The 22362-nt window shown below is 70.1% G+C and carries 24 protein-coding genes and 1 tRNA gene; 13 read left to right on the top strand and 12 right to left on the bottom strand.

Features of this window, described 5'->3' with window-relative positions:
• The first annotated feature begins 40 nt into the window (after window positions 1-40).
• Window positions 41-529: a MarR family winged helix-turn-helix transcriptional regulator gene (locus BL254_RS06875; protein ID WP_047221438.1), complete on the top strand. Its 489-nt coding sequence runs from the start codon at window positions 41-43 to the stop codon at window positions 527-529.
• 160 nt (window positions 530-689) lie between these two features.
• Window positions 690-2192 (top strand): MFS transporter, encoded by a 1503-nt coding sequence (locus tag BL254_RS06870; protein WP_076842840.1) that lies wholly within the window; start codon window positions 690-692, stop codon window positions 2190-2192.
• A gap of 19 nt (window positions 2193-2211) precedes the next feature.
• On the opposite strand, the gene BL254_RS06865 is transcribed toward BL254_RS06870, so the two are convergent.
• The 3 genes from BL254_RS06865 to BL254_RS06855 form a co-directional block, all read right to left on the bottom strand.
• Complete coding sequence (locus tag BL254_RS06865; protein ID WP_076842839.1) at window positions 2212-3435, bottom strand: malic enzyme-like protein; 1224 nt, start codon at window positions 3433-3435, stop codon at window positions 2212-2214.
• A 7-nt stretch (window positions 3436-3442) separates the two neighbouring features.
• Complete coding sequence (locus BL254_RS06860) at window positions 3443-3799, bottom strand: helix-turn-helix transcriptional regulator (protein ID WP_235433241.1); 357 nt, start codon at window positions 3797-3799, stop codon at window positions 3443-3445.
• A 112-nt stretch (window positions 3800-3911) separates the two neighbouring features.
• Window positions 3912-4514, bottom strand: a complete 603-nt coding sequence (locus BL254_RS06855; protein ID WP_052914227.1) for a PaaI family thioesterase — start codon at window positions 4512-4514, stop codon at window positions 3912-3914.
• A gap of 661 nt (window positions 4515-5175) precedes the next feature.
• On the opposite strand from BL254_RS06855, the gene BL254_RS06850 reads away from it, so the two are divergent.
• The 5 genes from BL254_RS06850 (at window position 5176) to BL254_RS06830 (ending at window position 11199) form a co-directional block, all read left to right on the top strand.
• The gene (locus BL254_RS06850) at window positions 5176-6102 is read left to right on the top strand and encodes an oxidoreductase (protein ID WP_076842838.1); all 927 of its coding nucleotides are present in this window, start codon (window positions 5176-5178) and stop codon (window positions 6100-6102) included.
• Between the two features lie 426 nt (window positions 6103-6528).
• The gene (locus BL254_RS06845; protein ID WP_076842916.1) at window positions 6529-7443 is read left to right on the top strand and encodes an NUDIX domain-containing protein; all 915 of its coding nucleotides are present in this window, start codon (window positions 6529-6531) and stop codon (window positions 7441-7443) included.
• On the top strand, window positions 7440-8651 hold the full coding sequence (locus BL254_RS06840) for a serine/threonine-protein kinase (RefSeq protein ID WP_076842837.1): 1212 nt from the start codon (window positions 7440-7442) through the stop codon (window positions 8649-8651). The genes BL254_RS06845 and BL254_RS06840 overlap by 4 nt, the downstream gene beginning before the upstream one ends.
• Window positions 8652-8716: 65 nt before the next feature.
• Complete coding sequence (locus BL254_RS06835; protein ID WP_047221442.1) at window positions 8717-9709, top strand: hypothetical protein; 993 nt, start codon at window positions 8717-8719, stop codon at window positions 9707-9709.
• Window positions 9710-9744: 35 nt separating this feature from the next.
• Entirely contained in the window at window positions 9745-11199 is a 1455-nt protein-coding gene (locus tag BL254_RS06830) for an adenylosuccinate synthetase (protein WP_047221443.1), read from the top strand.
• Here the strand turns inward: BL254_RS06830 and BL254_RS06825 are convergent.
• Both BL254_RS06825 and BL254_RS06820 read right to left on the bottom strand, forming a co-directional pair.
• On the bottom strand, window positions 11147-11620 hold the full coding sequence (locus tag BL254_RS06825; protein WP_076842836.1) for a VOC family protein: 474 nt from the start codon (window positions 11618-11620) through the stop codon (window positions 11147-11149). The genes BL254_RS06830 and BL254_RS06825 overlap by 53 nt on opposite strands.
• Window positions 11621-11630: 10 nt before the next feature.
• Window positions 11631-12086 carry a helix-turn-helix domain-containing protein gene (locus BL254_RS06820; RefSeq protein ID WP_175648316.1) on the bottom strand — a complete coding sequence of 152 codons (456 nt, stop codon included), beginning with the start codon at window positions 12084-12086 and terminating at the stop codon, window positions 11631-11633.
• 164 nt (window positions 12087-12250) lie between these two features.
• Here BL254_RS06820 and BL254_RS06815 point away from each other — a divergent pair, with 164 nt between their 5' ends.
• Window positions 12251-13381 carry an ADP-ribosylglycohydrolase family protein gene (locus BL254_RS06815; RefSeq protein ID WP_076842835.1) on the top strand — a complete coding sequence of 377 codons (1131 nt, stop codon included), beginning with the start codon at window positions 12251-12253 and terminating at the stop codon, window positions 13379-13381.
• 254 nt (window positions 13382-13635) lie between these two features.
• A tRNA-Ile gene (locus BL254_RS06810) sits at window positions 13636-13709 on the top strand.
• Window positions 13710-13854: 145 nt separating this feature from the next.
• On the opposite strand, the gene BL254_RS06805 is transcribed toward BL254_RS06810, so the two are convergent.
• From BL254_RS06805 to BL254_RS06795, 3 genes are all read right to left on the bottom strand, one after another.
• A complete protein-coding gene (locus BL254_RS06805) occupies window positions 13855-15174 on the bottom strand; it encodes a site-specific integrase (protein WP_047221447.1) in 1320 nt (439 codons plus the stop codon).
• The gene (locus BL254_RS06800) at window positions 15174-15383 is read right to left on the bottom strand and encodes a hypothetical protein (protein ID WP_047221502.1); all 210 of its coding nucleotides are present in this window, start codon (window positions 15381-15383) and stop codon (window positions 15174-15176) included. Before BL254_RS06800 ends, BL254_RS06805 begins: the two co-directional genes overlap by 1 nt.
• Window positions 15384-15650: 267 nt before the next feature.
• On the bottom strand, window positions 15651-15935 hold the full coding sequence (locus BL254_RS06795; protein ID WP_047221448.1) for a hypothetical protein: 285 nt from the start codon (window positions 15933-15935) through the stop codon (window positions 15651-15653).
• Window positions 15936-16099: 164 nt separating this feature from the next.
• Here BL254_RS06795 and BL254_RS06790 point away from each other — a divergent pair, with 164 nt between their 5' ends.
• On the top strand, window positions 16100-16279 hold the full coding sequence (locus tag BL254_RS06790) for an AlpA family transcriptional regulator (RefSeq protein ID WP_047221503.1): 180 nt from the start codon (window positions 16100-16102) through the stop codon (window positions 16277-16279).
• Between the two features lie 6 nt (window positions 16280-16285).
• Here the strand turns inward: BL254_RS06790 and BL254_RS06785 are convergent, their stop codons facing one another.
• From BL254_RS06785 to BL254_RS06770, 4 genes are all read right to left on the bottom strand, one after another.
• Window positions 16286-16480 carry a helix-turn-helix domain-containing protein gene (locus tag BL254_RS06785; RefSeq protein ID WP_047221449.1) on the bottom strand — a complete coding sequence of 65 codons (195 nt, stop codon included), beginning with the start codon at window positions 16478-16480 and terminating at the stop codon, window positions 16286-16288.
• A 31-nt stretch (window positions 16481-16511) separates the two neighbouring features.
• A complete protein-coding gene (locus BL254_RS06780; protein ID WP_076842915.1) occupies window positions 16512-18155 on the bottom strand; it encodes a replication initiator in 1644 nt (547 codons plus the stop codon).
• A 244-nt stretch (window positions 18156-18399) separates the two neighbouring features.
• The gene (locus BL254_RS06775) at window positions 18400-19083 is read right to left on the bottom strand and encodes a hypothetical protein (protein WP_052914229.1); all 684 of its coding nucleotides are present in this window, start codon (window positions 19081-19083) and stop codon (window positions 18400-18402) included.
• Window positions 19080-19289 (bottom strand): hypothetical protein, encoded by a 210-nt coding sequence (locus tag BL254_RS06770; RefSeq protein ID WP_047221450.1) that lies wholly within the window; start codon window positions 19287-19289, stop codon window positions 19080-19082. Before BL254_RS06770 ends, BL254_RS06775 begins: the two co-directional genes overlap by 4 nt.
• Before the next feature lie 308 nt (window positions 19290-19597).
• Here BL254_RS06770 and BL254_RS06765 point away from each other — a divergent pair, with 308 nt between their 5' ends.
• From BL254_RS06765 to BL254_RS25795, 3 genes are all read left to right on the top strand, one after another.
• Complete coding sequence (locus tag BL254_RS06765; RefSeq protein ID WP_076842834.1) at window positions 19598-20971, top strand: hypothetical protein; 1374 nt, start codon at window positions 19598-19600, stop codon at window positions 20969-20971.
• Window positions 20971-21498 carry a flavoprotein gene (locus BL254_RS06760; RefSeq protein WP_076842833.1) on the top strand — a complete coding sequence of 176 codons (528 nt, stop codon included), beginning with the start codon at window positions 20971-20973 and terminating at the stop codon, window positions 21496-21498. The genes BL254_RS06765 and BL254_RS06760 overlap by 1 nt, the downstream gene beginning before the upstream one ends.
• Window positions 21499-21711: 213 nt before the next feature.
• Window positions 21712-22281 (top strand): hypothetical protein, encoded by a 570-nt coding sequence (locus BL254_RS25795; protein ID WP_175648311.1) that lies wholly within the window; start codon window positions 21712-21714, stop codon window positions 22279-22281.
• Window positions 22282-22362: the final 81 nt, after the last annotated feature.

The following is a 22362-nucleotide window of genomic DNA, read 5'->3' as shown; positions in this document are numbered from 1 at the left end:
GAAAGATCTTGTTCTGGATGTATATTGCTACGCTTGTTCCATGGCCACCAGCGCGCGGGCAGCGTCTGTCGCGGACCTCGCCTTCCTCCTGTCGCAGGCAAGCCACGCGCTGACCACGGAGCTGACGGCCGGCCTCACCGAGCTCGGCATCTCACCGCGCGGTCACTGCGTCCTGTCCAGCGCGATGTCGTGCGACCTGACCCAGGGCCAGGTTGCCGAGCTGTGCGCCCTCGACAAGACCACGATGGTGGTGACGATCGACGAGCTCGAGAAGGCGGGRCTCGTGCAGCGACGGCCGTCGAGCACGGACCGGCGGGCCCGGATCGTCTGGGTCACCGAGGAGGGCAAGCGAACGGCCGCCCAGGCCCACGAGATCGTGACGCGCATCTGCGGCGACGTGCTCGCGGCACTCCCGGCCCGTGAGCGCGACGCCTTTGTCGACGGGCTGGTGCGGCTCGTCCAGGGCCGGCTGTCCACGCCGGTGCAGTGCGAGCGGCCGGTACGGCGGCGCGCGCCCCGGCTCCATTAGTTCCGGAAGAAATCTTCCCGAACAAAACTATCTGATACGGTCGCATCTGGTGCTCGCGAGCCCAGCCGGCCTCCGGCGGCGCGATCATGCTTCTTCCGCGCCGCCTCTGGTTCTGCTTCCCGAGCCATCCCGAACCCCCGAGCCGCCAGGAGGCGACCATATGACCGAGCCTGTCGCATCGGCCACCCGGGCCGGCGACTCCCGCTGGCCGGCGCTCGTCGTCCTCTGCGTCGGGATGCTGATGATCATTTTGGATGGGACGATCGTGAACGTGGCGTTGCCCGCCATCCAGAACGACCTCGATTTCTCCCAGTCAGGCCTGGCCTGGGTGGTCAACRCTTATTTGATCGCCTTCGCCGGCCTGTTGCTCCTCGCCGGCCGACTCGGCGACCTGATCGGCCGCAAGCGCGTCTTCATGACCGGCCTGGGCGTGTTCACCGCGGCGTCCCTGCTGTGCGGCATGTCCGGCAGCCAGGAGATGCTGATCCTCGCACGGTTCGTCCAGGGCGTCGGCGGGGCCATGGCCTCCGCCGTGATCCTGGGCATGATCGTTACGATGTTCCCGCAGCCACGGGAGCAGGCCAGGGCAATCGGCGTCTACAGCTTCGTCGCATCCGCCGGCGCCTCGATCGGCCTGCTCGCCGGCGGTGTCCTCACCCAGGCCATCAGCTGGCACTGGATCTTCTTCGTCAACGTCCCCCTCGGGATCGTGACCGCCGTGCTGGCCGCGCGCCTGCTCAAGGCCGAGCGCGGGATCGGGCTGCGCGCGGGAGCCGACATCGCGGGCGCGTTTCTCGTCACCTCGGCGCTGATGCTCGGTGTGTACACGATTGTCGCGGCGGCCGATCATGGCTGGGCCTCCACGCACACGCTCGGTTTCGGCGCCGTCGCGGCTGCCCTGCTCGCCGGGTTCGTCGTGCGCCAGGCGAACGCGCGCAACCCGCTCCTGCCGTTGCGTGTCTTCCGGTCGCGCAACGTCGTCGGGGCCAACCYCATCCAGATCCTGATGGTGGCCGGCATGTTCGGGATGTTCTTTCTCGGCGCGCTGTACCTGCAGCGGGTGCTCGGCTACGACGCGGTACGGACGGGTCTGGCGTTCCTGCCGGTCTCGTTGGGAATCGGGCTGCTCTCCCTCGGTTTCTCCACGCAGCTGAACGCCCGTTTCGGCGAGCGTGCCGTGCTGGTGCCGGGCCTGGTTCTCAGCGCGGCCGGGCTCGCCCTGGTAACCCGCGCACCTGTGGACGGCAGCTATGTCACGGACGTCCTGCCGGCGATGCTGCTGCTCGGTGTCGGCGCGGGACTGTCCTTCCCGGCGCTGACGACACTGGCCATGTCCGCCGCCACGCCCGCCGACTCCGGGCTCGTCTCCGGCCTGGTCAACACGACACTGCAGGCTGGCGGTGCGCTCGGCCTGGCGATCCTGGCCACGCTGTCGGCGTCGCRCACCGACCATCTGACCGGGGCCGGGGAGAGCACCGCCGCGGCGCTGACMGGCGGCTACCACCTCGCGTTCGGCGTCGGTGCCATTTTCGTGGCCGTCGCCGTCCTCATCGCGGCCAGCGTCCTGCGCCCAGAGGCCGGGGCAACATACGAACCCGCGCCCGCCGATGAGCCCCTGGCCACGGACATCACCTACTTCGAGGGCGCGACCGCCGCCGAGTAGTCGCATACCGCTCGGGCACTCATGCAGCCCCGGTCAGGGCGCGGGCGGCGGCGGCGGCCACGGCCGAGGTGAGGCCTGGATGGTCCAGCGGCGGCAGCAGTTCCCCGGCCCGGGCGTGCGCGGCCAGCGCCTCCACCGCGGCCAGGCGGGCCGCCGGGGTGATCCGGCGCTGGGTGGTGATCGCCGCGGTGAGCAGGCCGGGAAGGGCGTGCAGCGGGCGGGGAGCGGTCGTGGCGGCGGCGAGCGGCGGCGGGGTCTCGGGGCGGGTCCGCAGCAGCGGGACGCCCGGCGGCGGGGCCATCAGCCCGATCAGGTCGATGATCAGGTCGATGCCGTCGGCGAGCTGGTGCAGCGGGGCGGTGCCGTAGGGCACCGGGTCGTAGAAGGTGAGGTCACCGATACCGGCGGCGATCAGCAGGCCGGACAGATCCCCGCCGCGGCCCGGATCCACCAGGACGACCCGGGCCCGGCGCGGGTCGATGGAACGCAGCCGCAGCGCGTTGACGGCCGCGGCGGTGGCGGCGACGGCGAGGCCGTCGTTGACGCTGTCCAACAACAGATGGGGGACGGTGTCGAGCGCGGCGCGGGCGGCGTGCACATGCTGGATGTGGGTGTGGACCAGGATGGTGGCGGCGAAGCCGGGGGCGAGCATGCGCACGGCCGCGGCGAGGTCGTCCGGGCCGTGGGCGGCGATGGGCAGCGGGAAGATGTCGAGACCGGTGGCCCGGTGCAGGTGGACCGCCTGGGACTCCACCGCGGGCAGGGCGGTCTCGGCCCGTAGCGGCTCGAAGTCGAGCACGGCGCTGGCGTCGGTCACCAGGGMGACCCGGCGCGACCGTCCGGTGTAGCGGTCGGTGTGCAGGGGGTGTGCGGCCAGGTGGGTGATCACGCGGCGGTCCGCGTCGGCGTCCAGCAGCGCGACGTCGTGGCCGGTGGCGGTGACCGCGCAGACCCGCTGGGCGAGCTTGCCGGTGGACGCGGYGAGGAAGACGAGGTCCTCGCTGTGTAGCAGGTCGGTGCCCAGGCGGTGCCGCAGGACGCTGCCCAGCCAGGTCAGGGTGGCCGTGCTGTCGGCGTCCAGGGTGATGTGGTGTATCTCGCCGCTGCCCGCTTCGTCCGCCTGGCAGGTGACGGCCCCCGGCGCGTCGGCGATGATCCCCTGGACCAGGGTCAGCGCCCGGGCGGGCACACGGATCTGGATGCTGTACGCCGGATTGGCCCCGGGCAGGCTGGGGGTCAGCATGTTGTGATCATTGTGGTAGGGCGGAGCTCGCCTCGGCCTCGCGTAGCTCTGCCAGCAGTTCCTCACGCCCGGTCAGCATCTCGGTGAGGATCCGCCGCGCGGCCCGCATCAGCTCGGCCACGTCACCGCCGGCCAGCGCGTACACCACCGTCGAGCCGTCCCGGGTCGCGGTCACGATCCCGGATCTGCGCAGCACCGCCAGTTGCTGGGAGAGGTTCGACGGCTCCACCTCGATGGCCGCCAGCAGTTGACGCACCGGAGTCGGCCCGTCCGCCAGCAGCTCGAGCACCCGGATCCGTACCGGATGCCCCAGCATGCGAAAGAACTCTGCTTTCGCCTGGTAGAGCGGAACCTGTACCCCCACCGGACTCCCTTCAAGCCCGTCCACCGCGCCAGCATCCGTTGCTGAAATTGAAGAACTTTGCAAGTGTACTGCCGGACGCCTTCACCCGCGCCGGATTCACCGGCCGTGGTGACTACCCGTTCTGGTGCTCGGACATGACGGCGCGCAGCCGCTCGGTGTCGGCGTCGTCGAGGGCGAGGTGCCGGCGCGCCGCCTGGATGCTGACCAGTTGGTAGCTGGCCGTGGCCGTGGCCATCGCGTCGCCGTTCAGGCTGAGGACTTCGGCGCTGGCGTGGACGAGCCGGCGAGCGGGCCTGCCCTCGTCCTCGGTGCGGATCCGGGCCACGCAGTCATAGGTCGTCCCGACGAGCAACGGCAGGATGTAGCGCACCTTCATGGTGGTGGTGAACGCCGTCAGGCCGGTCCGCAGCACGATCAGGTTGCCCATGACCTCGTCGCACACCACCCCGGTCAGGCCGCCGTGCACGACCCCCGGGTACGACTCGTGGGCCCGCCCGAAACGGAAGCGGGCCTGTATCCCCTCCGGATGGGTCCGCAGCCGTAGCTGCAGGCCCCGCTCGTTGTGTGGCGAGCAGCCGAAACAGCGGTAGTCCGCCACCGCCGACCAGGGGACCTCGACCGCCTCACCGGGATGCTCGTCGGCCGGAAACTCCCCCGGCGGGCGGGGGATATCGATATCGACGGGTACGTCACCGGCGGTGTCGGCGGTTGGCATCCTGAAATCTCCCCGTTCCCGTCGCCCTGGTCGCCTTTTCTGGTTGACGCCGGTGAGCAGGTTACCAGGAATCGCGCGGCACTATCGGCCGAAGGCGGGCCCGGATGGGCGGTGGGGCGGGCACCGGTGGCGGCCGGCCACGGTTCGCCGGGTTCTTTCACGGAATTGACGGGGAATTCACCCCCGCGTCGTCCGGAAGAGACCGGAGGAGAGCCGCCTGCCGGCACGTCACTGCCCGTGCTCGAAGACGCGAGCATCCTCGTCCGCGAGCCGCGGGGGCGGAGCCGCCCCGCGCAGGCCGTATGGGATGGCTGGTGCCGGATTGTTGTCCGGGTGGCGTCTCGCGGCCGCCGCCCGATCACCAGGAGTAGTCTCTACGCGTTCTTGATCCCGTACCTGCTCCCGTCGGACGCGCCGAATTTTCGATCTTCATCAGCGCCTCCACGGTCGGCCGCGACGGGTCGGCTTCCGCCGCCGGCGAACCCGCTTCTTCGTCGATTGTCGGGTCCTGAATGTGGGCCGCAATACAACATCGATTTCCCTGGTGCGTTTGGTTGCCGCTGGGAGCGAACTGTTGTTGGGTTGGCAGTGCCCGGCTTCTCGGCAGCCGGTACAAGTACAGATAGATCATTAAACGAGAACACCGGAGCGTGGAATAGTCATGGACCGTTGGACCGCCGACGACATTCCCGACCAGAGCGGCCGGACCTTCATCGTGACCGGAGCCAACAGCGGGCTCGGTTACGTGACCACCCGTGAGCTGGCCCGCCGCGGCGCACATGTCATCCTGGCCGTGCGCRACGAGGCCAGGGGCGCCCAGGCGGTGGAGAAACTGCGCGCGGAGCAGCCGGAGGCGCGTCTGGAGGTACGCCGTCTCGACCTTTCGGACCTGGATTCGGTCAGCGCCTTTGCCRAGGGCGTCATCGCGGACGGGACGCGCGTCGACGTACTGGTCAACAACGCGGGGATCATGATGCCGCCGCGGTCACTCACCGCGCAGGGCTTCGAGCTGCAGTTCGGTGTCAACCACCTCGGGCACTTCGCGCTCACCGGGCTGCTCCTGGACACCCTGACGGCCAGCGGGGACGGGCGTGTCGTGACAGTCAGTTCCGCCCTGCACCGACACGGCTCCATCCACTGGGACAACCTCGACGGCGGGCGCCGGTAYATACCGTTCAAGTTCTATGCCCAGTCGAAATTCGCCAACATTCTCTTCGGCCTGGAACTGGACCGCCGGCTGCGGGTGGGCAGGGCGTCGGTACGAAGCCTCCTGTCCCACCCGGGCTATGCGGCCACGAACCTGCAGTCCACCGGGCCGACCGGCCTGCTCAATCGGATACTGAAACTCACCAACAGATTCCTCGCCACGGACGCCGAGACCGGAGCGTTGAGCCAGTTGTACGCGGCCACCCATCCGGACGCCAAAAGCGGTCGGTTCATCGGCCCCGCGGTACGTGGCGCGGCCAAGGGCTCTCCCACGGTCGTCCAGCCCGTCAAAGGCGCCCTGGACCATGCCACCGCGGAACGCCTCTGGAGTCTCTCCGAAGAACTCACCGGAGTCCGTTTCCAGCTCGCTTCCGCCACCTGATCTCCAAACGGGACATCGTTAACACCGTTTCCGCACAGAACAGCTTCGCCGGTCGGCCGGAGGCAGCGCGGCAGTAATTTCTCGCGCTGCCTCCGGTCTGGCTTTCCCGGTTCTCGCCGGCCCTGACGGGGATGCCGCGGATCAGAGCCGACGCCGTGGCCTGGCCCGGGACGCTGCCGCCCGGCCCGCCCGGCCTCCCCGGCCCGGCAGGTACCCGCCCGTGGACGACCAGCCGCTCGTCTCCGGCCTGCTCGCCGGTACCGCTCGTCCGCGGATGATCGGCGGCCCGCGTCCCRGATGCTCACCCTTCCCTGGTTTGCCCTCTTGCGCCCCGTGCCGGCGTCCAGTACGTTCTCCTCGAACCGAGAAATTCTCTAGATGAGAAAAACTTGTGTCGGGATGCCGGCGTCCGGAGAGGAGCGGTCGATGGGGGTGGTGGAGTCCACGGGCCCGTCGGTGCGGGCGGAGCGGGAGGTCCCGGCGGCGGAGCGGAGCCAGCTTGCCTCGTACGATCCGCGGGCCTACGACCCGATCGCGGTCACCGTCGACGTGGTCGCTTTCACGATTCGTGACAGGTCGGGTGTGCTGGGAGCCGATGGGCCGCTGGGCCGGCACGCTCTGCACGTCCTGCTGGTGCGTCGCGGGGAGATGCCGTACGCGGGCCGTTGGTCCCTGCCCGGCGGTTTCGTCCGTGCCCACACCGCCGCGGACGGCACCCGGCACGAGGAGGACCTGCCGCAGGCCGCCGTCCGCGAACTGGCGGAGGAGACCGGGCTCGCCGCGTCGGATGCCACCGCCACCGYCACCGTCCCCGTCTCGCATGACCTGGGACGGGTTCACCTCGAGCAGCTCGGCACCTACGGCACGCCCGGGCGTGACCCGCGCATGCGCGTCGTCTCCGTCGCCTACCTGGCCTTCGCGCCGGACCTGCCCGATCCCACCGCGGGTGGGGACGCCCGCGCGGCCGCCTGGGTCCCGGTCGACGCGGTCGCCGTGATCGACCCGCCCGGACTGGCGTTCGACCACACCCGCATCCTCGCCGACGGCCTTGAGCGGGCCCGCGCCAAACTCGAGTACACGCCGTTGGCGACCGCGTTCGCCGGTGAGCGGTTCACCATCACCGAACTGCGAGAGGTCTACGAGGCCGTGTGGGGGCAGCCCCTGCATCCCGGGAACTTCCACCGGAAGGTGCTGTCCGTGCCCGGTCTCGTCGAGGACACCGGTGACACCACCGCCCGTGGTGGTGCCCGGGGTGGACGCCGCGCCCGGCTCTACCGCGCCGGCACCGCCGGCCTGCTGCACCCCGCGCTGCTGCGCCCCACCCGGGAGCGGGACGCATGACAGCGGACTTCACGGGTTCGTCCCGGCCGTCGGGCGCGCCAGACTCGCTGCCGCCGCCCATCCCGACCACGATCGACGAAGCCGTGCGGCTCATCCTGCGTGCCAGCGGCCCGTCAGCGCTGTTCGGGCGGGGCGGGGACGCCTCGGGGGCGGACTTACGCGCCGCCCGCCGCGCCTACCGGCGGCTGGCCCGCATGGTCCATCCCGACGCGGTCCCGGCCGACCGGCGGCTGGACGCCCAGGCCGCCTTCACCCGTCTGGGCCGCCTGTGGGAGCGGTACCAGCGGGAGATCGCCGGCGGGGCGGCGAGCGGCCAGGCTGTCGTCATCACCAGCAAGTACGTCTACACGGTCGGTGGGGTGTATACCCGCGGTGACATCGCCACCCTGAGCGAGGTCACGTACACGGCTGGCGGTGTTGGCGGTACCGGGGGCGGCGATGGCGCGGTGGCCGGCGCGCTGTTGAAGATCCCGCGGTCGGCCACCGACAACGACCTGATGGAACGCGAGGCCGCGGCGCTGCGACAGCTGGCCGGCAGGGGGGAGAAGCGGTTCGCCGCCTACGTCCCCCGTCTCGTCGAGACCTTCCGACACCGCGACAGCGTCGGCGGCGAGTTACGCCGGGTGAACGTCATCGAGCGCGCCCACGGCTTCCGCTCGCTGGCCGAACTGCGTGCCGTGTGTCCGGACGGGCTCGACGCCTGCGACGTCGCGTGGATGTGGCGGCGGCTGCTCGTCGCTCTCGGGTACGCCCACCAGGCCGGGGTCGTACACGGCGCCGTCGTGCCCGACCACGTGCTCATCCACCCCGACGACCACGGCCTGGTCCTCGTCGACTGGTGCTACTCGGTCATCACCGCCCCGGACGGCCCGGGTGGTGCCGGTGGCGCGGGTGGGCATGTGCCGGCGATGGTGGACCGCTTCGCCGACATGTACCCGCCGGAGGTCGCGGCCCGGCAGCCACCGAGCGCGGCCACCGACATCCACCTGGCGACGAAGTGCATGACGTACCTGCTGCGTGACGACGTCCCCCGCCCGATCCTGCGGTTCGCCCGCGGGTGCACCCTGCCCGCCATGTCCCGCCGGCCGCGCGACGCCTGGCGTCTGCTCGGCGAGTTCGACGAACTGCTGGAACGGCTCTACGGCCCGCGCCGCTTCCGGCCGCTGCATGTCCCGGCCGCACCCCACGACACCGACGGGCCTCCCTGAAATCGCCGGTCACAGGCCCAGCAACAGTCTCGAATCCGCACTCGAACACGAACCGGAGGAATCCCATGGGCAGCGGAGCCTGGTCCACCGACGTCTACGCCGCGGCCGCGAGCTACCGGAAGAGCAGTGGCCGCAGCGCTTTCCACTACAGCGACAGCGTCCGTCACAGCAGCCCACGCGACAGCTGGAAAGCCCACCCCGGCCTCGACCCGCACGGCGTCGGGACGCGCGAGAGCCGCGACAGCGACGAGCACCCGACCTCGCTGGCCATCGGCGTCCTGTTCGACGTGACCGGCTCGATGGGGAAGGTGCCGCGCACCCTGCAGAGCAAGCTGCCCGACCTGCTCGGCCTGCTCATCCGCAAGGGATACGTCGACGACCCGCAGATCCTCTTCGGCGCGGTCGGCGACGCCACCTGCGACCGGGTGCCCCTGCAGATCGGCCAGTTCGAGTCCGACAACCGGATGGACGACCATCTCGGCAACATCTTCATCGAAAGCGGTGGCGGCGGGCAGAAAACCGAATCCTACGAACTGGCCCTGTACTTCATGGCCCGCCACACCTCGATCGACTGCTACGACAGGCGTGGCAAGCGCGGCTATCTCTTCCTCATCGGTGACGAGATGCCCTACCGGCGGGTCAAGCGCCGGGAGGTCGCCGCGGTCATCGGCGACAAACTGGCCGAGGACATTCCGGTCGAGCACATCGTCGCCGAGGCGCAGCGCAGTTACGAGGTGTACTACATCCTCCCGCAGGGAGCCTCGCACGCCGGGGACACCGAGGTGCTCACCGCCTGGCGCGCCCTGCTGGGGCAGAACGTCATCGAACTGGACGACCTTGACGCCGTGTGCGAGACGATCGCGCTCACCATCGGCCTGGCCGAGGACGCCATCGACCTGGACGAGGGCCTGGGGCACCTGCGCGAGACCGGCGGCGACGCACCTGTCGACGCTGTCGGCAAGGCGCTCACCGCATACGCGCGGGACCGCGGGGCGGTGGTCGTCTCCGACGGCCTGCCAGGCCTCGACGACGGCCCGAAGGGGATCACCCGGCTGTAGGGCGCCCACCGCGAGCTGGAGGGAGAAACGTCGCCGTGCCGCACCGTCACGCCCCACAGCGCCATGTCATCGTCGTCGATCTCGGGTTCGGTGACGCGGGCAAGGGAACAGTCGTCGACCATCTGTGCGCGCGGGCGGCCGCGCGGGGCCGGCCGGTACACGCGGTGATCCGTTTCAACGGCGGCGCCCAGGCAGCCCACAACGTGGTCACCGACGACGGCCGGCACCACACCTTCGCGCAGATCGGCTCGGGGGCGTTCACCGCGGGCACCGCCACCCACCTGTCCCGCCACATGCTCGTCGACCCACTCGCGCTGGCCGCCGAGGCCGATCATCTCGAGGCGGTCGGGGTGCCCGGCCCGCTCGCCCGGCTGACCGTCCACCGGGACGCCCTGCTCACCACCCCGTACCACGTGGCGGCGAACCGGGCCCGCGAGCGGGCGCGGGTGCCGGCCCGGCACGGCTCGTGCGGCATGGGCATAGGCGAGACCGCCGCCTACGCCCTGGCCCATCCCGAGGACAGCCCCCGGGCCGGGGACTGCCTCGCCCCCGCCCGGCTACGCCGCGTCCTGACGACGTTGCGTGACCGGCTGGCCGACGAGCTGGGCCTCCCGGCCGTGGCCGCGCCCGCGGTCGACGACTGCGTGGCGGCCTTCCGCGCCTTCGCCGACGCCGTCGAGCTCGTGGACGACGGGTACGTCGGCCGGCTGCTGCGCGGCGGGCCGGTGGTGTTCGAGGGTGCCCAGGGTGTGCTCCTCGACGAGTGGCACGGTTTTCATCCCTACACCACCTGGTCGACGACCACCCCCGCGAACGCCGACAAGCTGCTCGCGGACGCGGGGATGGCGGGGGAGGCGTTGCGGCTGGGGGTGGTGCGCGCCTACACCACCCGGCACGGCGCCGGCCCCCTGGTCACCGAGGACGCGGAGCTGACCGCCGCGCAGCCCGACGTCCACAACGGCACCGGCCCCTGGCAGGGCGCCTTCCGGGTGGGCCACTTCGACGCGGTGGCGCACCGGTACGCCGTCGACGTCGCCGGCGGGGTGGACGCGGTCGCGCTGACCCACCTCGACGTGGCCGCCCGGCTCGACCGGGCCGCCCGTCTTGACATGGCAGCCCGGCGGCGTCCCGCTATCTGCCGCGCCTACGAGATCGACGGTGTGCCGGTCACCCGGCTGGCACCGCGGCCGCCCGGCGACCTGGTGGGCCAGGCGCGGCTGACCAGCCGGCTGGCGCGGGCGCGGCCCGTCCTCGAACCCGTCCCGGGCGCCGCCACCTGGCCCGGGCTGGTAGGGGAGGCGCTCGGCGCCCCGGTGACCCTGCTCTCCTACGGGCCGCGCAGCCGCGACAAGATCTCCTACGGGCCGCGTAACCGCGGCGAGATCTCTCATGGGCCGCGTAACCGCGGCAAGATCTCCCTTGGCGTCACATCCGGTGTCAGCGGTCCGCCGGCGTCTCCGCCAGCCAGCGCTCGCGTACCTCGTCGGTGATCTCGCTGGGTTGGGCGGCCGGCTGCCCGATGCGGATGTGGTTGCCGAAGGGGTCGCGCAGCCCGCAGTCGATGCCGTAGGGCTGCTCGGTCGGCTCCTGGGTGAACTCGACGCCGCGGGCCCTGAGCTCCTCGTAGGTCCTGCGGCAGTCGTCGGTGCGCAGGATGAAGCCGAGGCCCATCGCGCCCTTGGTCACCAGGTCGCGCACCTGKGCGGCGGTCTGCTCGCTCATGGCCGGCGGGCCGGGCTTCTCCAGCAGGATCTCGCGCTCGGGGTGGCCGGGGACGCTGACCGTCAGCCAGCGCATGAAACCGAGATCCACATCGGCGGTGATCTCCAGCCCGAGCTTGCCGACGTAGAAGTCCACCGCTTGGTCCTGGTCGAGGACGTAGAYGGACGAGTGTGTGATGGCGTTGAACATGCCGGCAACGCTACGGAGGTCCGCCCCGGTCCGCTTCTCCGAAACTGCTCGGTCGTTCTCCGAGGCTGCTCGGTCGCAGCCACGCCATCCCGAAGCAGGTCGGTACCGGTGGTGGGGCCGGCGCCGTCCTCGTCCGCCGCCGGTACGAGGACGGTGACTCGCCGACGACGGTGTGGAACGTCCGGCTGAAGGTGCCGAGGCTGGTGAAGCCGACGTCGAAGCAGATGTCGGTCACGCTGCGGTCGGTCTCCCGCAGCAGCGCCATCGCCCGCTCGACCCGACGCCGCTGCAGGTAGCGGTGCGGTGTCTCGCCGAAGGTGCCGCGGAAAGCCCGGATGAAATGCGCCGGTGAGACGAACGCGATCCGCGCCAGCGTGGGGATGTCGAGCGGTTTCGCGTAGTCGCGGTCCATGGCGTCACGGGCCCGCAGCAGCCGACGGTTGTTCTCCTCGACCGCCCGGTTCACCGGCCGCCGCCGTTCACCGGCTTCCACCATTCACAGGCCGCCGCACGCCAGCACTCTACCGCCGTCCGCCCGCTGTCTGCCCGCCGGCCACCCGCGGTGATTCATGCGTCACGGACAAATATTGCGGAAAAACCATGTCGACGAATACGAGGAGCATGTCAGAAATGAGCGACCGAGCGAAGGAGCGCACAGTGGCCCTGGGGCAGAATTCCGGGATTTCCTGTCGGGACCGGGTACGTGGCTGCCTGCTCGGCGGGGCGCTGGGGGACGCCCTCGGAGCCGGTGTCGAGTTCCTGTCGTTGGACGAGATCCGGCGCGTCCACGGGCCGGCCGGGGTGCGCGGCCTGACGGCGGCCTACGGCGTAGACGCGCCGATCACCGACGACACGCAGATGACGCTGTTCACCGMCGAAGGGCTCATCCGGGCGTCGGTCCGCGGCCGGTCCAAGGGGATCTGCCATCGCCCGACGGTGCTGTGGCGGGCATACCAGCGTTGGCTGGCGACCCAGGAGCACCCCGGGCCGCCATCCGATACGGACAGTGACGGCTGGCTGGCCGGTCAGCCGCTGCTGTACGCGCGGCGCGCCCCCGGCAACGCGTGCCTGTCCGGGCTGCGGATGCCGCGGATGGGGACACCCGCGCGTCCCGCGAACCCGACCAGCAAAGGGTGCGGCGCGGTCATGCGTTCGGCGCCGTTCGGGCTGCTGCCGACGAGCCCGGAAGCCGCGTGGACGCTCGCCGCCGAATGCGCCGTACTCACCCACGGCCATCCCTCCGGCTATCTCGCGGCGGCGGCGTTCGCCTGGATCATCAATGTGGTGGCCGATGGCCACACCCTTGTCGCGGCGGTGGAGTCGGCTCTCGGCCGGCTCGCGTCCGAACGGGACGGCGGTGAGGTCGCCGCCGCTCTGCGCACCGCGCTGGCAGTGGCAGCCGACGGCGCGCCGACCCCGGAGCGAGTGGAGTTCCTCGGCGCCGGCTGGGTGGCAGAAGAAGCGCTGGCCATCGCCGTCCACTGCGCCGCGGCGGCGCCGGCGGATCCGTGGGCGGCGCTGCTCGCCGCGGTGAACCACTCCGGGGACAGCGACTCCACCGGCGCGATCTGCGGGAACATCGTCGGCACCATGCTCGGCGAGGGCGCCCTGCCCACGGACCGGCTCGCCGAACTCGAAGGCCACACCCTCGTCCGCCAGATCGCCGACGATTTCGTCCTGGAGATGTCCGGCGCCCCCGAGATCTCCGACAGCTGGGGAGAGGCGACCCCGGCCTGGTTCGACCGCTACCCGGGCACCTGACCAGACCCGTCCGGTGACCTCGATACGGCATCGACCGGCCCGCTCCGGCCTACGCTGCCTGTCTCTTCCGTAGTCGTCGGACTCCTCCGAGCTACTACCAGAGACCGACGGCCTCGTCCGGACGCGACGATCTCCTCTGGTTGCACGGCGGCGATATGCTCGGCCGGTCAGCACGTCCCACCACCCAGGGCAAGCGTGTTCCACTAGATGGGACAGTAGACGGGACAGCTTGGCCCGGAAGGTGGGACGATCAGGGGGCGGTAGCTCAGTCGGTCAGAGCAGCGGACTCATAATCCGTCGGTCGTGGGTTCGAGTCCCACCCGCCCCACGCGCTCCCTTCGGCTGCTCGCTGATCTGCGATCAGCTTCGCCACCAGCCGTTATGTCTGCCCGGGGGCGACCCCCGGACCCCCGGTGCCGGGCTTCGCCCGGCAACTCTGATCTGTCCTGGCAGCCACGTTGGCAGCCAAAGTGTCATGTCGGTGTCTGGTCTCCTTCGTCGGCCTCCCGGTCGTCCGCCTGCTCGCCGTTCGCTGAGTCGCTGTTCCCGGGTTCGCCGGCAGTCGGTGTGTTGTCGGAGCCCCACAGCGCCTCGCCCATTCGTGTCGCCGCGTCGGTGCGCAGTTCGGGCGCTACGTGGCTGTAGGTCCCGAGCGTCAGGCCGATCTGTGAGTGGCCGAGGATTTCCATGGCGACCCGGGCGGGCACGCCCTGGGCGAGCAGGAGGCTCGCCGCGGTGTGACGGGCGTCGTGCAGGCGTGCGGCAGCCACGCCGGCATCCTTGGCAAGGGCTTTCCATTCCCGCCAGTCCGCCGCCGGGTCGATCGGGTGCCCGTCCGGCCGGGTGAACACCAGCCCGTGTTCGTTCTTCCAGAGATCCCCGGCGGTGTCCCGTTCGGCGTCCTGATGCTCCCGGTGCGCGCGCAGCGCCGTGACCAGGGGAGAGGGAAGGGTGATCGTGCGTCGGCCGGCGCGGCTTTTCGGCCGGACGATGACGAACCCGCCGCCGTGCCGTTTCGGGCAGTTCCCGCCCCGCTTCCGCTTGCACGGGTCGTCCGCGCAGCCGTGTTGCCAGGGCCGGCGCTGCAGCGCCTGTCGGACGGTCAACGTCCCGGCGTCCAGGTCGACCGCGTCCCACGGCAGGCCGAGCGCTTCGCCCTGACGCAGCCCGAGTGCCAGCGCCACCGACCAGCGCGCCCCGTTCGGCCGGGTGACCGCGAGGGTGAGGACCTGCCGCGCCTGCCCGGCGGTCAACGGCTGCACCTCGTCCCGGTCGACGGACGGCGCGTCGACGAGGGTGCAGACGTTGCGGGTGACCTTGCCCCGCTGGACGGCGACCTTGAGCGCCCGGCTTAAGATCCGGAAGCACTGCAACACGGTCGCCGCCGCCAGGCCAGCGTCGAGGAGCCCGTTTCGCCATGCCTCCACGTGTTCGGGTTCGAGCCGGTCGAGGCGGTGCCGTCCGAGAACCGGAGTGATCCGGTTCCGCACGTATCCGCGGTAGGTCGCGAGAGTGGACGGCCGGACCCGTCCCGGGGCTATGTGGTCGACCCAGTGCGTCAGCCATTGTTCAACGGTGAGCGGCTTGTCACCGATGACGATTTTCACGCCGTCTTCCTGCTGGCGGTGGAGGGTGCGGAGTCTGTCCGCGACCTCGGCGCGGGTACGGCCCGACAGGTACTTGCGTTGCCGTTTCCCGCCTACCCAGCCGAGATCCACCGTGGCACGCCAACGACCGTCAGAACCCTTGTAGATCGCGCCTTCGCCGTTGCCCCGGCGCCGTTTCTTCGCCATCAGGCACCGTCCAACGGGTTGCCGTCCGGCCAGGCGATCCGGTCGCACCAGGGGCAGCCGTACCGGCTGTCGCCCATGTCGCAGGCGAACACCTCGTGCCCGGTCGAGTCCTCGAACCAGCGGCCCTGACCACGGTTGGCGCGGTCGAGATGCTCATGCAGAGCTGCGATCACGGACACCGTCCGCGGTCCGTCGTCGGGTTCAGGCAGCACGAAAGATCACTCCTTGCCGGAAAACGAAACGGAGAGGAAAAGGAGGCGGGAGAAGCGCCGGAAAACGCCGTGTGCTCATGTCGTGTGGCGCGGGTGGCCCGCTCCTCTGGAGCGCGGGAGGGTCTGCCGGGGAACCGGCCGCGTCCAGGGCGCTGACGCGTCACTGCGTGATCGGCTTCGCCGACCCTGGACCCGGCCGGCTCCCCGGCAGGAAAGGCGCCTACCAGAGGATCGGGAAAGAAATGGAGGAAAGAACCGCGCGGGTCAGCGCATCGCCGGGATGACTGGCGGGTTCCCGATTCCCGTTGGCAGCAGCGCCGGTGTGCCGGGGATGATCCGGAAGATCAGGGTGATGTCGATGTCGCCGAAGGCTTCGGTGAACACGGTGTCCACCGGTACCGCGCCGAGCGCCGAGCTCACGTCGACCGGGTCGGCGCCCGGCCGGACGGTGACCGCGTAGTCACCGGAGTGGGACCGCTGAACGGTCACGAACGGCGGTTGGCTGGACGGGGTGCGCCACGGGCCGTAGGCAGGCGGAATGATGGGCATCGGGTCTCGCTCCCTTGGTATGAAGGGTCGGGATCAAGGTCTCGGTGCGGTGTTGGCGCACCCACCGGGACCGCCTGACGGACTGGACGGTCGTCCAGTCGATGGCGACGGTACGCGCCTTCTGGACGGTCGTCCAGTAGTGTCGGGTTATGTCGGATCACCTCATGGGCGCGGCGGAGATCGCGAAACGGCTCGGGGTGGGCCGCACGCGGGTGAACCAGTTGTTGAAGGAAGACCCGACTTTCCCGAAGCCGACCGCCACACTGGCCGCCGGTCACATCTGGAACACCGAAGATGTGGAAGCCTGGATTGCCGAACGCCGGCCGTCTGATGGCCGGACCTGACCGCGATCACGCTGCTACCTCCCCGCCGGAGAGCCCGCGGAGCCGATCGACATAGGTGACGAGCGCCGTCCGCGGTATGCGCCGTGCCCGCCCGATGCGGACGGATTCGATCTGTTCGGTGTTGAGGAGTTCGTAGACGGTGGTGCGGCTGACGCCGAGCAGTTCGGCCGCTTCCGTGGTCGTGAGAAGAAGCTTGTGCACGGTCGCTCTCCGATGATCGTCGGGGCAGGGCTCAGGCCGCACCGGGCATGCTCGGATCGATTACCGAAACCGCGCCGGGATGTCCGCGGGTCGCCCTTGCCGCGTCGAGTTCGGCGCGCCAGCGGTGCCGGTCGGCGACCGCGCGCAGCAGCAGGTGTTCCCGGCGCGGGGTGGCCGGATCACCGGGGCGGAGAAGCTGCCAGACCACACGGTCGGACGAGCCGCCCACGGGGTCGCTGTCGCCGCTGTGGCCGAGCACGGCGAGCTGTTGCCGGACCCAGGTTTTCCGATCTTCTTTGTGGTCGGCGAGGGTCTTGCCGGACCACTTCCGACTGACCAGCACGCGCCGGCCGCCGAAGCCGAGGGTTTCCCGCCGGTGGACCTTGCCCTTGCAAAGTCCGGGCACCAGCCCGGCCCGCGAATTCTTCGGCTGCACCCCGTAGAGCAGCCAGTTCGCGCAGCCCGGCGAGCACGGTTCGTAGCGCAGCGCGTCGGCGAGCCGGTCCACATGCGCCCGCTGCGCGTCGGTGTCCACCGCGTGGCAGGCGTCCAACGACTTGGTCAGATACTTCGTCAGGTAGCCGATCAACCGGCCGGTGTTGGCGTTGTTCGCGGTCACCCCGTCCGCGCGGACCTGCACCCCGAACCGGACCACGTGCGCGGGTTCGGCATCGTCACCGATCGCGTCCAGCGCCTCATCCCAGCTCGGTAGCGCAGCCCCCGAGTCCGGGTCGTGGTAGCCGCCGGCCTGCTCATCCCAGACAGGCAGCCGATCGATGCTGTAGACCGGCCGGTCGGACGGGGGCCACCACACCTGGTGGTAGGTCGCCGCCGCCACTTGGCGAAGCAGGAGCCGCGGGATCGTGCCGCGCATGGCCGCGTGCAGGTGCGGGGCGAGACGCCGTTGCGGCTCCAGGCAGGCAAAATACTGCACGTCGTAGCCCACCGCCCGGCGGAGGTTCTGCCAGAACCGGTCGAGCAGCTTGGGGAAGTGGATCGCGTCGCGGGCCGCCCGCCGGTAGTCGTAGCCGTCCGGGTCCACTGGGGTGCCGTCGGAGGTCACCCTTCCGTAGGAGTCGCAGGTAAGGGTGAGGAACATCGACGGCCGCCACACCGTCCCGTCAGGTGCGGTGAACGTCCGCCCGACTGTGCGCCGGTCGACCGGCAGCCGGGGCAGGTCGGGGGCGTCCTGGCGCCGCCGGGTCGACCGGGTCCGCCGGGGCCGGTCCCGGGTGTCTGGTGCGGTCTTGCCGCGCACGCCGAGATCGTTCAACGCCGCGTCCACCTGTGAGATCAGATCGTCCACCTCGGTGACCTGATCCACGTCGTGGCCGGTGGCGGCGTCGGTGCGGACGGCTTCGAGATCCGCCCGTAGCTGGACGAGGGTTTTCGCCTCGTCGCCAGGCGGGTCCGGGTCGGGCAACGGTTCATCGTCGAGATGCCAGCCGGCCTTGCACTGCGCCATCCGCAATTTCCGCGCCCGTTCCGCGCACGGCGGGCATTTCGATGCCAGGGTGGCTCCGCACGGCATGGGAAGCACGGCTGTTTCCTCGGTGTGGGTATCAACCCGGCGTATCGCCAGCGGGCGAATGCACACTCCATTCTCCGCCGCAACGGCTTCGACGACGTGACGGGCCAGCGGAAAACGCATGCGTTCCGCCCGGGTGGTGTTCATCGTCCGCACAACGTCTGTCACCGGTCCAGAATGCCCGTTCCTATACCCGTGTACGGATCATCGGAATCGTCGTGATGATGTCCATGGACGTCCGTTGGTGTCCGTAGTCGTCCGCTGGTGTCCACTGCTTACCAGCATTCACGGAAAAGAATCTTCGCAGAATTGTTTGCGGGTTGTCCTGCGGTGGGTGGGGGTGGTTGCCGAAACACCGTCCCCACCGGCCGGCGGCTGGTGGCGGGGTGCTTCAGCCGTCCGCCGGCCGGGCGTCGGGCAGCAGCGGGCAGGGGTAGGTGGTGCTGGGGTGATCGTCGGGGAGCCAGAGGGTGTGGGTGCAGCGGGTGGGGGTGATCTGCCAGGTTTGGCGGTTGCGGGGGTCGTCGATCTGGACGGGCAGGCGGATGCCGGGCTGGCTGGTCTGGGCGTGTGCCCAGGCGTGGCAGGCGTTCCAGGCGTCCGGGTCGAAGGGGCTGAGCAGTGTCCCGTCGCCGTCGAGGACGAGGAGCGGGCCGAGTCCCAGCGGGGTCGGGGTGTCGTCGCCGGGTAGGTCGAGGGCGGGTGGGGTGGTCCGTGGGGTGGGGGTRCAAGTCCGGGCCGGCCGGGAGGTGGAGGCCTGCCGGGTGCGGACGCGCTGGCGGTTGCGGAGCTGGTCGGGGCTGAGCGCGGTGGCGATGGCGGTGTGGACGGCGTCCAGGGCGGTCCGGACACCGGCGTGGAAGGCGGTCTGTTCCCCGGGGGTGGTGGCTGGTCCGGAGGTGTGCAGGGGTGGGGGAGTGGTGGTGAGGGCGGCGTGCAGGCCGCGGCGCATGTCGGTGGTGAGCAGGACGGGGTCGCCGTGGGGGTGGCGGTCGTAGGCGGCGTCGCGGGCGAGGACGGCGAGGGCGTAGGCGCGCAGCGCCGCCGCGGTCCGGGGGAGGTTCTGTGCGGTCACCGGTTGGCTCCGGCCTGGTGGACGGTGGCCGGTGTGGTGGTCGCGAGGAATTCCACGGGGCCGACCGCGTAGTCGTCGATGCCCGCTGTGCGGGCGAACTGGTCGGCCGCGGCGGCGCTTTCGAAGACCAGCACGATGCCCGTGACCTGCCGCTGGTGCGCACCGTCGAACCTGACCAGCCCGTACAGCGCCTGTTCGTCGTGCACGTGTATCGCCTCCGCGGGTCGGGGAAGAAGAAGGGCTGGTTCCGGGCGGGCCGTGTGTGGCCCGGGAAGGCACCCGCCCGGAACCAGCGAGGTGCGGCACCGCGCCGGGGGACCGCTGTCAGCCCGGCCGGAACCGCTGCCGAAAGTCCATCGCGTTCGCCTCCCCGTCGGGACGTTCACCGTGGGAGATCCCGGAGGGATACTCGGGGGATACCGGGGGGAGGATCGGAAGTCCGCACGCCCGCGCTGTACGAAGACCCGTCAGGTCGTGTCCGCACTTGTACGCTTACGCTGTGAGACGGTCTGCGGTGTCACCGAACGAGCAGTTGCGCGCCGCCCGGCTGCGCACCGGTTCTGCCGAAATTCCGGGGGAGCCGCTGTCGCGGCAGGAGCTGGCCGAGCGGGTGAACCGGTGGACGTTCCACCGGGATGGTCGTATCACCGAGGTGGACGGGAACTACATCGGCAAGCTGGAACGCGGGGTCATCCGCTGGCCGCAGCGGTGTTACCGGGAGGCGTTGCGGGCGATCCTGCGGGTTGAGACCGACCGGGACCTCGGCTTCCACCGCCCGGCACGGAATGCGAACGGAGGCACGGACGTCGACCGGCAACAGTTCCTCCGCGCGGCAGCGGTCGTCAGCGCCACCGCAGCCCTACCCGTGCCCGGCACGACAGCCGGGGCTGCCACCGCCTCCGCTGAACACCCGGAAATCCTCAATCGGCTGCGGGCCGCGGTGACCACGCCGGCGGGATGGCGGCATGCCTACGAGCCGACTCCGACGGGCGTCACGGAGCTGGCGTGTGYGGCCCGGGAGGCCCATCGCCGCTACCAGGCAGCCGAGTACGACGCGGCAGCGGCACTGCTTCCCGGTGCCGTGACCGACCTCGACGGTCTGACCGTCGACGTTCCGGCGTTCGCCCGCGCCGAAGACCTGCACACCGCCCGGTCGATCACCTACCTGGCGGCGGCGAAACTCGCGAGCAAACTAAAGGATCATGATCTTGCCTGGGTCTGCGCGGACCGGGCCGCACAGTCCGCCCTGACCGCGCACGCGCCCGCTCTCGCCGCCACCGCCCACCGGCAGATCGCCTGCGTGTTCCACGAGACCGGACGATGGCAGGACGCGGAACGCATCAGCCTGCAAGCCGCCGAAACGCTCACCCGCACGGGTGACGGCCACAGCCCGGATGTCCTGTCCGCGCGGGGCGCGCTGTTCCTGCTCGCGGCGATGACCGCCGCACACCAAGGGGACCGGGCCGAGGCCAGGCGGAGACTCGCCTATGCGGCCGAGGACGCGAAGCGGCTGGGCGGGGACGGTAACCGGTTGTGGTCCGGGTTCGGGCCGACGAACGTGGCGCTGCACGCCCTGGGGGTGTCACTGGCGTGYGACGCACCGACCGGCGCCGTCGAGATCGGCAACCGGATCGACACGAGTGCGCTCCCGTCGTCGTTGGTGGGCCGACGCGCACAGGYCCACGTCGACGTCGCGGACGCACACGCCCGGCTGCGGGACGATGCCACGGCCACCGTGCACGTGTTGGAGATCGAACGTCTCGCGCCACAGGTCCTGCGGTTCCACGCCCAGGCCCGGGATGTGGTGGGCACGATGCTGCGGCGGGCCTGCGGGTCGACGTTCCCGGTCCTGCGCGGGGTGGCTGACCGGGCTGGTATCGCCGCCTGATGCCGACCGAGGCCTGCTCGCCGGTGCTCTACACGGTGGTGTGCGCGGCACCGCCCGCCCGTCAGATCGACGGCTTCGTCCGCCAGGCCCAGAACCTGGGATGGTYGGTGCGGGTCATCCTCACCCCGGCCGCCGCTGATTGGCTCGACGTCGATGCCCTGACCCGGGTGAGCGGGAACCCGGTGCTGGCCAGGCCCCGGCGTCCGGACGAGCCGCGAGCAGCACCGGCTGATGCCGTCGCGGTCGTGCCCGCCACGTTCAACACCGTCAACAAGTGGGCGGCCGGGATCAGCGACAACGCCGCCTTGGGCGTGCTCAACGAGGCGATCGGGCTTCGTCTGCCGGTCGTCGTCGCCCCCTATGCCAAGGAGACCCTGACCGCGCATCCGGCGTTCGACCACAGCATCCGGCTTCTCGACGAGTACGGCGTGACTGTTCTGCCGACCAACATCATCCGCCCGGTGGAGAGGACCGACGTTTTCCTCTGGGTACCGGTCTTCGCTGCTTTGCCGAATCTACCTGTTTAGGATCAAGGACCGCGCCGCGCGACGGCTGCGCGCGGCGCTGGCGCGCCGTGCTCGCCGGCGCGTCGCGTGGCCGGCGTCTCGCGCCTTCCGACACCGCCTGCTCTGACCTAGAGCCAAGCGCACGTCACCGCTCTCATCAGTGGTGATCGCCTCGCCAATATCGACGTGGCCAGACCCTCGACAAGATCGTTCCAAAGCGCCAGACTATGTGTCGTGAACGCAGCATCGCACAGCGCTGCCCCCAGTGCGGTGGGCTACCAGCACCAGACATGGTGGGCACTCCAGGAGTTGCTACGTCTGGGATCCAGTCGACCAGACGCTTCTATCACGTTGGAATTGTATGACGACGTGGCGTGGGAGGATGYTGGATCGCCAACGGAGCTATTGCAGATCAAACACCATCAGACAGCAGTAAAACATCTAACTGACTACGCGGATGATCTCTGGCGGACACTGCAGGTTTGGATGGATGAATCCCATCCTGCGGATGCAGACGGTCCTGCCCTCCTGCTCGTCACAACGCAGGAGACTCAGCCCGGCAGCGCCGTCTTCGCACTTCGAGAGCAGTCGTTGGATATCGATGCCGCATTGAACATCCTGGAACATGTCGCGCGTAAATCCAGCGCCAAAGGCACCGAATCTACCAGGTCTAAATTTCTTTCATTGAGTTCTTCACATCGACGGAACTTCGTGTCGCGCATGAGGGTTGTCGATGGCTCACCGGCGATCGATGATGTGCGGGAGATCGTAAAGAAGCACCTCTACTGGTCACAATGCCGCTAAGATAAGAACGGGCGCCGACAAGATCAATATCTGCTTGATCGTTTCAGTGCGGTTTTTGGCGTATGCACTCGGGCGGTGCGT

This window comes from Protofrankia sp. BMG5.30 (assembly GCF_001983005.1).
Taxonomy (GTDB): domain Bacteria; phylum Actinomycetota; class Actinomycetes; order Frankiales; family Frankiaceae; genus Protofrankia; species Protofrankia coriariae.
Note: the sequence above shows the minus strand (reverse complement) of the source record. Positions and strands in the feature narration are given on the sequence as shown.

Bases quoted from the DNA above. Each gene is read 5' to 3' on its own strand.
- BL254_RS06835 (WP_047221442.1), top strand. From the start codon at position 8,717: ATGGGCAGCGGAGCCTGGTCCACCGACGTCTACGCCGCGGCCGCGAGC.
- BL254_RS06840 (WP_076842837.1), top strand. From the start codon at position 7,440: ATGACAGCGGACTTCACGGGTTCGTCCCGGCCGTCGGGCGCGCCAGAC.
- BL254_RS06780 (WP_076842915.1), bottom strand. From the start codon at position 18,155: ATGAACACCACCCGGGCGGAACGCATGCGTTTTCCGCTGGCCCGTCAC.
- BL254_RS06805 (WP_047221447.1), bottom strand. From the start codon at position 15,174: ATGGCGAAGAAACGGCGCCGGGGCAACGGCGAAGGCGCGATCTACAAG.
- BL254_RS06855 (WP_052914227.1), bottom strand. From the start codon at position 4,514: ATGCCAACCGCCGACACCGCCGGTGACGTACCCGTCGATATCGATATC.
- BL254_RS06790 (WP_047221503.1), top strand. From the start codon at position 16,100: ATGGGCGCGGCGGAGATCGCGAAACGGCTCGGGGTGGGCCGCACGCGG.
- BL254_RS06795 (WP_047221448.1), bottom strand. From the start codon at position 15,935: ATGCCCATCATTCCGCCTGCCTACGGCCCGTGGCGCACCCCGTCCAGC.